The sequence below is a fragment of the Variovorax sp. GW821-FHT09B05 genome (genome assembly GCF_059418265.1).
Genome location: NZ_JBWKPN010000025.1, coordinates 41,835 through 54,422 on the forward strand (window position 1 = coordinate 41,835; position 12,588 = coordinate 54,422).

General features: G+C 68.0%; 12 protein-coding genes. 6 read left to right on the plus strand and 6 right to left on the minus strand.

Features of this window, described 5'->3' with window-relative positions:
- The first annotated feature begins 16 nt into the window (after nucleotides 1-16).
- The 5 genes from AC07RM_RS38460 to AC07RM_RS38480 are packed head-to-tail and all read left to right on the plus strand — an operon-like array spanning nucleotide 17 to nucleotide 5,559.
- Nucleotides 17-574 carry a TRAP transporter small permease gene (locus AC07RM_RS38460; protein ID WP_203204266.1) on the plus strand — a complete coding sequence of 186 codons (558 nt, stop codon included), beginning with the start codon at nucleotides 17-19 and terminating at the stop codon, nucleotides 572-574.
- A gap of 21 nt (nucleotides 575-595) precedes the next feature.
- Nucleotides 596-1,990, plus strand: a complete 1,395-nt coding sequence (locus AC07RM_RS38465; RefSeq protein WP_208509332.1) for a TRAP transporter large permease — start codon at nucleotides 596-598, stop codon at nucleotides 1,988-1,990.
- A 34-nt stretch (nucleotides 1,991-2,024) separates the two neighbouring features.
- Nucleotides 2,025-3,551, plus strand: a complete 1,527-nt coding sequence (locus AC07RM_RS38470) for a UxaA family hydrolase (RefSeq protein ID WP_495337823.1) — start codon at nucleotides 2,025-2,027, stop codon at nucleotides 3,549-3,551.
- 13 nt (nucleotides 3,552-3,564) lie between these two features.
- Nucleotides 3,565-4,497, plus strand: coding sequence for an SMP-30/gluconolactonase/LRE family protein (locus AC07RM_RS38475; RefSeq protein WP_495337825.1), 933 nt, complete (start codon nucleotides 3,565-3,567; stop codon nucleotides 4,495-4,497).
- A gap of 3 nt (nucleotides 4,498-4,500) precedes the next feature.
- Nucleotides 4,501-5,559: a malate/lactate/ureidoglycolate dehydrogenase gene (locus AC07RM_RS38480; RefSeq protein WP_495337827.1), complete on the plus strand. Its 1,059-nt coding sequence runs from the start codon at nucleotides 4,501-4,503 to the stop codon at nucleotides 5,557-5,559.
- A gap of 15 nt (nucleotides 5,560-5,574) precedes the next feature.
- Here AC07RM_RS38480 and AC07RM_RS38485 read toward each other — a convergent pair whose 3' ends face one another.
- From AC07RM_RS38485 to AC07RM_RS38505, 5 genes are all read right to left on the minus strand, one after another.
- On the minus strand, nucleotides 5,575-6,135 hold the full coding sequence (locus AC07RM_RS38485; protein ID WP_296794449.1) for a hypothetical protein: 561 nt from the start codon (nucleotides 6,133-6,135) through the stop codon (nucleotides 5,575-5,577).
- A gap of 126 nt (nucleotides 6,136-6,261) precedes the next feature.
- Nucleotides 6,262-7,785 (minus strand): catalase, encoded by a 1,524-nt coding sequence (locus AC07RM_RS38490; protein ID WP_495337829.1) that lies wholly within the window; start codon nucleotides 7,783-7,785, stop codon nucleotides 6,262-6,264.
- A 121-nt stretch (nucleotides 7,786-7,906) separates the two neighbouring features.
- Complete coding sequence (slmA, locus tag AC07RM_RS38495) at nucleotides 7,907-8,554, minus strand: nucleoid occlusion factor SlmA (RefSeq protein WP_093353943.1); 648 nt, start codon at nucleotides 8,552-8,554, stop codon at nucleotides 7,907-7,909.
- Between the two features lie 110 nt (nucleotides 8,555-8,664).
- The gene (argB, locus tag AC07RM_RS38500) at nucleotides 8,665-9,558 is read right to left on the minus strand and encodes an acetylglutamate kinase (RefSeq protein ID WP_093353940.1); all 894 of its coding nucleotides are present in this window, start codon (nucleotides 9,556-9,558) and stop codon (nucleotides 8,665-8,667) included.
- Between the two features lie 58 nt (nucleotides 9,559-9,616).
- Complete coding sequence (locus AC07RM_RS38505) at nucleotides 9,617-10,714, minus strand: glycosyltransferase family 4 protein (protein WP_093353938.1); 1,098 nt, start codon at nucleotides 10,712-10,714, stop codon at nucleotides 9,617-9,619.
- 43 nt (nucleotides 10,715-10,757) lie between these two features.
- On the opposite strand from AC07RM_RS38505, the gene AC07RM_RS38510 reads away from it, so the two are divergent.
- Complete coding sequence (locus AC07RM_RS38510; protein WP_495337831.1) at nucleotides 10,758-11,516, plus strand: glycosyltransferase family 2 protein; 759 nt, start codon at nucleotides 10,758-10,760, stop codon at nucleotides 11,514-11,516.
- Nucleotides 11,517-11,529: 13 nt separating this feature from the next.
- Here the strand turns inward: AC07RM_RS38510 and AC07RM_RS38515 are convergent, their stop codons facing one another.
- Nucleotides 11,530-12,573, minus strand: coding sequence for a glycosyltransferase family 2 protein (locus tag AC07RM_RS38515; RefSeq protein ID WP_495337832.1), 1,044 nt, complete (start codon nucleotides 12,571-12,573; stop codon nucleotides 11,530-11,532).
- Between the last annotated feature and the right edge of the window lie 15 nt (nucleotides 12,574-12,588).

The following is a 12,588-nucleotide window of genomic DNA, read 5'->3' on the forward strand; positions in this document are numbered from 1 at the left end:
ACAACGAGGAGACACGATGAGCGATGAAAAGCTGCTGGGCGACGACGGCGAGTTCCACGTCACCGACGAGGCCGTCGACCTGTCCGGCACCACGATCGAGGGCTGGGTCGCGCTGGGCCTGTTCTGGGTGCTGGGACTGACCGTCCTCTACCAGTTCATCACGCGCTACGTGCTGAACGACTCGGCCTCCTGGACCGAGGAGATCGCGCGCTACCTGCTCGTGGGCACGGTGTTCGTCGGCGCCGCGATCGGCGTGGCGCGCAACAACCACATCCAGGTCGACTTCTTCTACCGCCACCTGCCGCTCAAGGTGGGCCGCGCGCTGGGCCTGCTGGTCGACGTGCTGCGCACCGCCTTCTTCGCGGCCGCCGTGGTGATGACGGTGCAGATGATGATCAAGATCGGCAACAACGCGAGCATGACCATCGTCGACCTGCCGATGAACATCGTCTACGGCGTCTGCCTGCTGGGCTTCGCCGCCATGCTGGTCCGCTCGGTGCAGGTCAGCGTGGTGCACTGGCGCCGCGGCTACTGCGTGCTGGAACGGCCCGAATCCACGATCGACGACCGCTGAGGTCAGAACCATTCCCACGACATGCTGAAGATCGTCTTTCTGCTGTTCATGAGCGCCGGTATCCCGGTCGCCGTGGCCATGGCCGGCGCCTCGCTGGTCTACATCCTCTGGAGCGGCAACCTGCCGGGCTTCGTCGTCATCCACCGCATGGTGAGCGGCGTCGACAGTTTCCCGCTGCTGGCTGTTCCCTTCTTCATCCTCGCCGGCAACCTGATGAACAACGCCGGCATCACCAACCGCATCTACAACTTCGCGCTCGCGCTGGTGGGCTGGCTCAAGGGCGGGCTGGGCCACGTCAACATCCTCGGCTCGGTGATCTTCTCGGGCATGAGCGGCACCGCGATCGCGGACGCGGCGGGCCTGGGCACGATCGAGATCAAGGCCATGAAGGAACACGGCTACTCGACCGAGTTCGCGGTCGGCGTGACCGCGGCCTCGGCCACGCTGGGCCCGATCATTCCGCCGAGCCTGCCCTTCGTGATCTACGGGATGATGGCCAACGTGTCGGTGGGGGCGCTGTTCATCGCGGGCCTGATGCCGGGCCTGATCATGACCCTGCTGATGATGCTCACGGTGGCCTACTACGCGCACAAGAACGGCTGGGGCGCCGACGTGAAGTTCCAGTGGCCGCGGCTCATGAAGGCGCTGGTCGAGCTGCTGGTGGTGTGCCTGTGGCCCACGCTGCTGTGGTTCGCGGTCGACAAGTTCGGCGCGCCCGCGCAGCCCGCGGTGCTGATCGCGCTGGCGATCCTGTTCGTGGCCGACAAGGTCTTCAGGTTCGAGGCGGTGCTGCCGATCATGACGCCAGTGCTCTTGATCGGCGGCATGGCGACCGGCCTGTTCACCGCCACCGAGGGCGCGATCGCGGCCTGCGTGTGGGCGATGGTGCTGGGCTTCTTCTGGTACCGCACGCTCAAGTGGAAGATGTTCGTCAAGGTCTGCCTCGAGACGGTGGAATCGACCTCGACCGTGCTCTTCATCGTGGCGGCCGCCTCGATCTTCGGCTGGATGCTGACCGCCACCGGCGTCACGGCCGACATCGCGAGCTGGGTGCTCAACTTCACGAAGGACGCCTGGGTCTTCCTGCTGCTCGCGAACCTGCTGATGCTGTTCGTCGGCTGCTTCCTCGAGACCACGGCCGCGATCACGATCCTGGTGCCGATCCTGCTGCCGATCTCGAACCAGCTCGGCATCGACCCGGTGCACTTCGGCGTGGTGATGGTGCTCAACCTCATGATCGGGGTGCTGCATCCGCCGATGGGGATGGTGCTGTTCGTGCTCGCGCGCATCGCCAATCTCAGCATCGAGCGCACGACGATGGCGATCCTGCCCTGGCTGGTGCCGTTGCTGCTGAGCCTGGGCATCATCACCTACTGGCCCGCCACGGTGCTGTGGCTGCCGAAGATCATGCAATGACCCCGACCGGCGATCCCGCGCCGGCCCCCACACGATGAATCCCTACATAAGACTCCACCCCGCCGACGACGTCGTCATCGCGCGTTCGCAACTGCTCGGCGGCACCGTCGTCGAGGACGTCAAGGTCCATGGCCTGATACCGCCGGGCCACAAGGTCGCGATGCGCGCCATCGCGGCCGGCGAACCGGTGCGCCGCTACAACCAGATCATCGGCTTCGCGAGCAAGCCGATCGCGCCCGGCGAGCAGGTGCATGTGCACAACCTCGACATGGGCCCTGACAAGGGCGACTTCGCGCGCGACTACGCCTTCGGCGCCGACGTGAAGCCCGCGCCCGCGAAGCGCGAGGCGAGCTTCATGGGCATCAAGCGCGCCGATGGCCGCGTGGCCACGCGCAACTACATCGGCGTGCTGACCAGCGTGAACTGCTCGGCCACGGCCGCGCGCGCGATCGCCGACCACTTCTCGCGCAAGACCAACCCGGCGGCGCTCGCGGCCTATCCCAACGTCGACGGCGTGATCGCGCTGACGCACGGTACCGGCTGCGGCATGGACACGCAGGGCACGGGCATGCAGATCCTCGAGCGCACGCTGACCGGCTATGCCACGCATGCCAACTTCGCGGCCGTGCTGGTGGTGGGCCTGGGCTGCGAGGCCAACCAGATCAACGCCTGGCTCGCGACCGGCAACCTCGCCGAGGGCGAGAACCTGCGCGTCTTCAACATCCAGGACACGGGCGGCACGCGCAAGACGGTCGACAAGGGCGTGGCGCTGATCGAGGAGATGCTGCCGCGCGCCAATGCCGTGACGCGCGAACCCTGCAGCGCGGCCCACATCACGATCGGGCTGCAGTGCGGCGGCTCCGACGGCTACTCGGGCATCAGCGCCAACCCCGCGCTGGGCGTGGCGGTCGACCTGCTGGTGGCGCACGGCGGCACCGCGATCCTCAGCGAGACGCCCGAGGTCTACGGCGCCGAGCACCTGCTGACGCGGCGCGCGGTGCGGCGCGAGGTGGGCCAGAAGCTGGTGGACCGCATCAAGTGGTGGGAGCACTACACGGCCATCAACGAGGGCGAGATGAACAACAACCCCTCGCCGGGCAACAAGGCCGGCGGCCTCACCACCATCCTCGAGAAGTCGCTGGGCGCGGTGGCCAAGGGCGGTACCAGCAATCTCGAGGCGGTCTACGAATACGCCGAGCCGGTGACGGCGCATGGCTTCGTCTACATGGACACGCCGGGCTACGACCCCGTGAGTGCCACGGGCCAGGTGGCCGGCGGCGCCAACCTGATCTGCTTCACCACCGGCCGCGGCTCGGCCTACGGCTGCGCGCCCTCGCCTTCGCTCAAGCTCGCGACCAACTCGGCGCTGTGGAAGCGGCAAGAGGAAGACATGGACATCAACTGCGGCGAGATCGTCGACGGCACGGCCTCGATCCAGGAGATGGGCCAGCGCATCTTCGAGCTGGTGCTGGCCACCGCCTCGGGCACGCCCTCGAAGAGCGAGCAGCACGGCTACGGGCAGAACGAGTTCGTGCCCTGGCAGGTCGGCGCGGTGATGTAGGAGCGCACGGCCGATGACGACACTCCCCTTCGGTGCACTGGAAGGCTTCGGCTTCGAGGCGCTGGACCCGCGCTTCACGGGCCTGGTGCCCAAGCCCGAGCGGCTCGAGCGGCTATGGACCGGCGGGCGCTGGTGCGAGGGCCCGGCCTGGTTCGGCGCGCTGCGCACGCTGGTGTGGTCCGACATTCCGAACGACCGCCTGCTGCGCTGGGACGAGCGCAACGGCCAGGCCGCGGTGCTGCGCGAACCCGCGAACAACACCAACGGCAACACCGTCGACCGCCAGGGCCGGCTCGTGAGCTGCGAGCACCTGGCGCGCCGCGTGGTGCGCACCGAGCACGACGGCTCGATCACCGTGCTGGCCTCGCACTGGCAGGGGCGGCGGCTCAACTCGCCGAACGACGTGGTGGTGCATTCGGACGGCGGCGTGTGGTTCACCGACCCGAGCTACGGCATCCTGTCGGACTACGAGGGCCTGCGCGCCGACAGCGAGATCGGGGCCTGCCATGTCTATCGCATCGATCCGGCCAGCGGCGCGGTCGAGCGCGTGGCCGACGACTTCGTGAAGCCCAACGGGCTGGCCTTCTCGCCCGACGAATCCCTGCTCTACATCGCCGATACCGGTGCGAGCCATGACCCGGACGGGCCGCGGCACATCCGCCGCTTCTTCGTCAACCCCGACAACAGGAGCCTGCGTGGCGGCGAGGTGTTCGCCGAATGCACCGCGGGCCTGTTCGACGGCTTCCGGCTCGACACCGAAGGCCGGATCTGGACCAGCGCCGCCGACGGCGTGCATGTCTACCACCCCGACGGCACGCTGCTGGGCAAGCTGCGCGTGCCCGAGCGCGTGGCCAATGTCTGCTTCGGCGGGCCCAAGCGCAACCGCCTGTTCGTCTGCGCCACCACCTCGCTCTACGCCATCACCGTGAACGCCAAAGGAATCTGAACCATGCCGAGAACACTGCAGGCCGACAGCCTGCAATCCACCGTCGCGAGCATCCTGCGCGCCGCGGGCAGCCAGCAGGCCGAGGCCGAACAAGTCGCGGCCAACCTCGTGATGGCCAACCTCAGCGGCCACGACTCGCATGGCGTGGGCATGCTGCCGCGCTACATCGACGCGGTGGCCGAAGGCGGGCTGCATCCCAATGCCTCGGTGCGCATCAACCTCGACATCGGCACCCTGCTCTCGCTCGACGGCCAGCACGGCTACGGGCAGGTGGTGGGCGTGCAGGCGATGGAGCTCGGCATCGAGCGCGCGCGCCGCCACGGCAGCTGCATCCTCACGCTCGCGCATGCGCACCACCTGGGCCGCATCGGCCACTTCGCCGAGATGGCGACCTCGCACGGGCTGGTGTCGATGCACTTCGTCAACGTGCTCTCGCGCCCGGTGGTCGCGCCCTGGGGCGGCGGCGACGGGCGCTTCGGCACCAACCCCTGCTGCATCGGCATCCCGCTCGCGGGCGCCGAGCCCTTCGTGCTCGACTACGCCACCAGCCGCGTGGCGCAGGGCAAGATGCGCGTGGCCCACAACAAGGGCGAGCGCGTGCCCCCGGGCTACCTCATCGACGAGAAGGGCGCGCCCACCGACGACCCCGGCGTGGTGGTGGTGCCGCAGGGCAACGGCCTGTTCGGCGCGCTCATGACCTTCGGCGAGCACAAGGGCTACGGCATGGCGCTGGCCTGCGAGCTGCTGGGCGGCGCGCTGACCGGCGGCGGCACCTGGCACCGGCCGGCCGACACCAGCCGCAGCGTGCTCAACGGCATGCTCACCGTGCTGATCGATCCCGAGCGCCTGGGCACCCAGGCCAGCTTCGACCAGGAGTCGCGCGAGTTCGTCGAGTGGCTGCGCCGCAGCCCGCCGGGCCAGGGCTTCGACGCGGTGCAGATCGCGGGCGAGCCCGAGCGCAAGGCGCGCGCGGCGCGCCAGCGCGACGGGATCTGGGTCGACGATGCGACCTGGGGGGAGATCGTGGCGGCGGGGGCGAAGGTGGGCGTGCAGGTCGCCTGACTGGCCCGGCGGACGCTAGCAGCGCCCGAGCACCTTGCGGATGTCTTCGATGAAGCGATCGGCGCTTTGTCGGCCGGTGATGTCGGTTTTGGGGTAGCTGATCCGCAGCTTCACGAAGTTGTTGCGCACGGCCGTGAGGTAGGTGTTCGACACGATCAGGTTGCCATCGAGGTCCATCTCGAAGGCCTTCCAGATGAATTGCGGGCCGCAGCCTGCGAACTGCGTGACCTGCCCGGGCGTGGCGGGCACCGTCACCTTGCTTGCATGGCCCATGGCCTCCATCTGCTTCGCCTCGTCGATCACCTGGGCGAAATGCTTGCGCACCACAGCGGATTCGGTGCCCTCGGGAATGCTGCTCAGGCCACCGGTGTAGACATACGTCGAAGCGAGCAGATGGCCATCGCTGCGGTAGCGCGTAGCGCTGCCCAGCGCTTTCTGCGCAAAGGTCTCCCTGCCCTGGAGCTGCAAGCCGCCGACCCGGTCGGGAAAGGACACGCCGATCGCATCCTCGAACACCGCCGCCGAAGCGAACGGCGGGAGGCACAGCAGCGTGAAGACGAGGATCAGCGAGCGCATGGCGAGGTCGTCCCTGGATGGTTCATGTTGGAAATGCGGCCCGTGCGAGCTTAGCGACTTCCTGCGACATGAACGAGCGACGCGCCCCACCGAAGCGGGAGCGCGCCGCACCGCGCACCTTGCCGCTCAGCTCCTGCTCGCGTCGTGCGCCGGCTTGCCGACCTGCACGCTGTTGTCGTCGCCCTTGATCCTGGCCTGCACGGCCTTGATCGCCTTCTCGAGCCGCGCGCCGTAGTCGGCATCGGCCTGGCGGAAGTAGCTCACCGAACGGTCGATGATGTCCTGGCGCGTGACCGCGCCCAGGCCGCCCGCGATGCTCTGGACCAGGCGCTCCTTCGCGGCCTCGTCCATCAGGCGGTAGAGGTCGCCGGCCTGCACGAAGTCGGTGTCCTCCGGGTGCTGTTGCCACTGGTGGCTGCCGGTCCAGCCGTGGATCTGCAGCGGCGCGTAGACCGGCTCGTTGCTCTGCTTGGGCGCATCGCTGAAGCTGTTGGGCTCGTAGTTCGGGCCGCGGCCGCCGTTGCCGTCGCCACGCATCGCGCCGTCGCGGCCGTAGTTCTGCGCCGTGGTCGCGTGCGGCCGGTTCACGGGCAGCTGCGTGTGGTTGATGCCCAGGCGGTAGCGCTGCGTGTCGCCGTAGCTGAACAGGCGGCCCTGCAGCATCTTGTCGGGCGAGGGGCCGATGCCGGGCACGAAGTTGGCCGGGTTGAACGCGGCCTGCTCGATCTCGGCGAAGTAGTTGTCGGGGTTGCGGTTCAGCGTGAGGATGCCGATGTCGATCTTCGGGTAGTCCTTGTGCGACCAGACCTTGGTCAGGTCGAAGGGATTGAAGCGGTAGGTCTGCGCCTCGGCCACCGGCATGATCTGCACCTGCACGCGCCAGCTCGGGAACTCGCCGCGCTCGATCGAATGCAGCAGGTCGAGGTGGTGGTGGTTCGGGTTCTCGCCGCCCACGCGTTGCGCTTCTTCCGCGACGAAGGTCTCGATGCCCTGGTTGGTCTTGAAGTGGTACTTGACCCAGAAGGCCTCGCCCTGCGCGTTGACCCACTGGAAGGTGTGCGAGCCGAAGCCGTCCATGTGGCGGTAGCTCCTCGGAATGCCGCGGTCGCCGAACAGCCAGGTGAACTGATGCGTGGCCTCGGGCGAGTGCGAGAAGAAGTCCCAGGCGTTGTTCGGCTCCTGCACGTGGCTGTAGGGGTCGCGCTTCTGCGAATGGATGAAGTCGGGGAACTTGAGCGGATCGCGGATGAAGAAGATCGGCGTGTTGTTGCCGACCAGGTCGTAGTTGCCTTCCTCGGTGTAGAACTTGAGCGCGAAGCCGCGCGGATCGCGCACCGTGTCGGCCGAGCCCAGCTCGAGCGCCACGGTCGAGAAGCGCGCCAGCACCTCGGTCTTCTTGCCGACCTGGCCGAGGAATTTCGCCTTGGTCCATTTCGTGACGTCGGCCGTCACCTCGAAGGTACCGAAGGCACCCGAGCCGCGCGCATGCACCACGCGCTCGGGGATGCGCTCGCGGTCGAAGCGCGCGAGCTTCTCGATCAGGTGATGGTCCTGCATCAGCACGGGGCCGTTCACGCCGGCGGTCTGCGACTGCTGGTTGTTCTCGACGGGCGCGCCGTTCTCGGTGGTGAGCTTGCGGGGATCGGTCATTGGGCTTTTCCTATCGGTTGTGGGAGCCCGTTTATTTTCAGCAATCGAATGACCAGTTTCGATTGCGATTACCTATGCCGACGATAAGCCATGCCCGCTGCGCGACCCTGTCCTCAGCGGTTCAGAGCACCAGCGCGAGCAGCGCGTCGAGGTGTTCGGAGGGTTCGCGGCGAAAGCCCGAGCGCGCGAAGCGCTGCAGGCGGCCGACCGCCAGCGAGGTCAGCGCCGAGGCGCGCACCTGCGCATCGACGCTCGGCGTGGCCGAGCCTTCGGCGGCGCGGTCCTCGCGCAGCGCCTGGCGGATACTGGCTTCGATCTTGTCGAAGAACTGGTTCATGCGCTGCTGCAGCCGCTCGTTCTCGTAGACCAGCGCATCGCCGACCATGACGCGCGTCATGCCGGGGTTGCGCTCGGCGAACTGCACCAGCATCGCGATGATGCGGGCCGCCTGCTCCTTGCCCGTGGCCTCGCGCTCGAGGATCTGGTTGACCAGGGTGAACACGCTCTGCTCGATGAAGTCGATCAGGCCCTCGAACATCTGCGCCTTGCTCGCGAAGTGGCGGTAGAGCGCGGCCTCGCTGACCTCGAGGCGGGCGGCCAGCGCCGCGGTGGTCACGCGCTCGGCGCCGGGCTGCTCGAGCATCGCGGCCAGGGCCTGCAGGATCTGCACGCGCCGCTCGCCGGGCTTGGGACGCTTGCGCGCCGGAGCGGCCGGCGCGGTCTCGGCCTGGGTCTCTGCACCGGGGACGACTGTCTCTTCGTTTTGCATGGGAGGCGCGTGCGGAAGATGTAAACAATTGATTCTCGCACAGCAGTGAGCGCGCGCCTCCCCGCGCGCCCGCTGGCCGCCAGCCCGCCTCGGGGCCGGCCCCCACGCGCTCAGCGCGCGCGGATCATCGTGCCGTAGGCCTGATCGGTCAGGATCTCGAGCAGCATCGCGTGCGGCACGCGGCCGTCGATGATGTGCACGGCATTGACGCCGCTCTTGGCCGCGTCGAGCGCGCCCTCGATCTTCGGCAGCATGCCGCCCGAGATCGTGCCGTCGGCGAACAGGTCGTCGATCTCGCGCGCGCTCAGGTTGGTGAGCAGCTTGCCGTCCTTGTCGAGCACGCCGGGCGTGTTGGTCAGCAGCATCAGCTTCTCGGCCTTGAGCACGGTGGCCAGCTTGCCGGCCACCACGTCGGCGTTGATGTTGTAGCTCTCGTTCTCCTCGCCAAAGCCGATCGGGCTCACGACGGGGATGAAGGCATCGTCCTGCAGCGCCTTGACCACGCTCGGGTCGATCGAGACGATGTCGCCGACCTGGCCCACGTCGTGATGCACATTGGGATCGGCGCGGTCGGCCAGCTTGAGCTTCTGCGCGCGGATCAGGCCGCCGTCGCGACCGGTCAGGCCCACGGCCTTGCCGCCGGCCTGGTTGATCAGGCCCACGATGTCCTGCTGCACCTCGCCGGCCAGCACCCATTCGACGACTTCCATGGTCTCGGCGTCGGTCACGCGCATGCCCTGGATGAAGCTGCCCTTCTTGCCCAGGCGGTTGAGCGCGGCCTCGATCTGCGGGCCGCCGCCGTGCACCACCACCGGGTTCATGCCGACCAGCTTGAGCAGCACCACGTCTTCCGCGAAGTCGGCCTGCAGCGCCGGGTCGGTCATGGCGTTGCCGCCGTACTTGATGACGATGGTCTTGCCGTGGAACTTGCGGATGTACGGCAGCGCCTGGGCCAGGATCTCGGCCTTGTCGCGCGGGGGAATGTTGAGGACGGGGTCGGTCATGGGCGGTCAGGCTCCGGGACGGTGGACGATGGGACGGGATTCTCGCAAAGACGAACGATCAGGGCCGCAGCCAGCGCGGCACCTTGAATCGCACGATCATGAGGTAGGCGCCGACATAGGTCGTGACGAACAGAAGACAGAAGAACATCAGCACCCAGGTGTTGTTCCAGAACAGCACCGCGGGCACCACCGACATCGCGGCGAAGATCCACAGGTAGGGCGAGGTGCGGTTGTTGCGCGCGAGCAGCTGGCGCGCCTCGTCGTCGGCGAAGGCCACGCGCACGATGCGGCGGAAGATCAGCTGGTGGAAGTGCAGCGCGTCGGCCGTGCCCGGCGACTGGCCACGCGCGAGCTTGCGGTAGATGGAGAACAGGGTCTCCCACACCGGGTAGATCAAGAGCAGCATCGGGAACCAGGGCGAGACCACGCGGTGGCGCTGCACCAGCGTCACGCAGGCCACGGCGATCACCATGCCCCAGACGTAGGCGCCGCCGTCGCCCGCGAAGATCTTGCCGCGCGGGTAGTTCCAGATCAGGAAGCCGAAGGTCGCGCCGACCAGGCAGACCATCATGGCCGCGAGCTGGCGGTCGCCGAGCTGCAGCGCCACGTGCGAGATCGCGAGGCAGACCAGCACCGCCACCGTGCCCGCGAGGCCGTTGTAGCCGTCGATGATGTTGAAGGCATGCGGCAGGCCGCCGATGGCGAGCGCGGCGAACAGCACCGAGGCATAGGGCACGGCCGCGAGCCAGCCGTCGACCAGCGGGATGCCGGTGCGCGCGAGGCTCAGGCCGTGCACCCAGCACACCAGCAGCGCCGCGCCCAGGGTGAGCATCAGCCGCCAGCGCACCTGCACGCGCTGCGTGACGTCCTCGACGATGCCGCCGAGCACGGCCGGCAGGATGCAGACCAGCATCAGCATCGAGGCCGAGGCGGGCCACGAGACGTTGAACGGGTCGGTGCCGGTGATGCCGGCCGCGAGCCAGGCCACGCCCATGCCGAGGATGATGCCCGCGCCCCCCAGGCGCGGCACATGGCCCTTGTGGAAGCGCTGCGGCATGTCGGCGCCGTACAGCCGCGCATGGCGGCGCGCGCGGCGCATGAAGATCTGGACCGCGAAGGCGGCGACGAAGAAGCTGATGACGATCAGGGCAATCATGGGTGGTAGCGGGGCCCCTAGAATCCCCGGGCGAAATTAGACCATGGCCACCCCCGCTACGACCTCCCCCGCCGTCACGATTTCGATCGTGAGCCACGGGCAGCTCGAACTCGTGCGCCCCCTGCTCGACCAGATCGACCGCTTCAGCCGCGAACAGGTGGCCAAGGTGGTGCTGACGCTGAACATCCCCGAGTCCGACGCGCCACTGGCTGGCGCCGCCTGGGGCTTCGCGCTCGAACGCATCGAGAACGCGCAGCCCAAGGGCTTCGGCGCCAACCACAACCAGGCCTTCGAGCGCTGCGCCACGCCATGGTTCCTGGTGCTCAACCCCGACATCCGCTTCGATACCGACGTGCTGGCGCCGTTGATGGCGCTGGCGGCACCCGACGCGGGGTTGCTCACGCCGCGCATCATGGAGCCCGGCAAGCGCGAGCCCGAGCAGCACCGCGACATCCTGACGCCGCTCGAGATCCTCACGCGCAAGAAGCCCGGCTATGCGCGCCCGGCCGTCCCGGCCTGGGTGCCGGGCCTGTTCATGCTGTTCCGCGCCGAGGCCTATGCCGCCGTTCGCGGTTTCGACGAGCGCTTCTTCATGTACGGCGAGGACTTCGACATCTGCGCGCGAGTGCAGCTGGCCGGCTGGCGGCTGCAGGTCGGCGAGCAGCTGCGCGCGCGGCACGACGCGCAGCGCGCGAGCCACCGCAGCAGCAAGTACCTCTACTGGCATGTCACCAGCCTGCTGAAGATCTGGGCTTCGGGCGCGTTCTGGCGCTATCGCCGGCTGCGCCGCCAGGCAGCCTGATCGGCCTCGACCCTCAGCCCAGCAATCGCCGCAGCGAGCGCACCCCGGGCAGCCGCGTCAGCTTGCCGATGGCGCGGATCAGCCCCGGCGGGCTGTGCTCGGCCATGAAGACGGTGGCGCGCAGCTCGAGCTTCTTGCGGCCGCTGACCGCCGGGCTCGCATAGACGATCGCCGCGTACTCGGCGAGCACCGCGCTCATCTCGGCGCGGTTCGGGTCGTTGGCCTTCACCGCCTCGATCACGTGGTCCATGAAGAAGCGGCCGAAGCGCGGCATCAGGCAGTCGCGCAGCACGTAGCGGTTGCGCTTCGGTTCGTCGGGGAACATGCCGACCAGCTTCTTGAAGTACTTGAAGCGGCTGCGGATCATGCGCATGTCGAACGAGGTGCTGCCGGTGTGGATGCACCAGACCGTGACCACCTTGTCGATGTAATGGTTCGTGAAGCCCTTGCGGAAGATGCGCAGGAACAGGTCGTCGTCCTCGAAGCCCATGAACTGGGTGTCGAAGCCGCCCACCGCGTCGAAGGCCTTGCGCGTCACGATCGCGGCCGAGGGCAGCACGAAGATGTCGTGGCGCAGCATCTCGAAGATGTTGGTCTTCGGATGGTGCAGCGTGTGGTCCTTGACCATCGTCGCGCGGATGATGTTGCCCTCGCCGTCGGCCTCGGCCAGGTCGGCGTAGACGAAGCCCAGGCGCGGGTCGTCCGCCGGAATGCCCTTGACCAGGATCTCGATGTGGTTCGACAGGTAGAAGTCGTCCTGGTCGAGGAAGCAGATGTACTCGGCCGTCGAGGCCGCCACGCCGGCGTTGCGCGCCGAGCCCTGGCCGCCATTCTCCTTGTCGAGGATGCGGAACGGGAAGCGCGCGGCCAGCGCGTCGAGGCTGGCGCGCTCCTCGGGGCGCGAGCCGTCGTTGACCACGATGACCTCGCTGGCCGGCATCGACTGCGCGAACACGCTCGCCACCGAGCGCTCGATGAAGGCCGCGCCGTTGTAGAACGGGATCACGACCACCACGGTCGGCGGCACGGGGACGGAGGTCTGGGGGATGTGGCTCACGGATGGCTCTGGAAT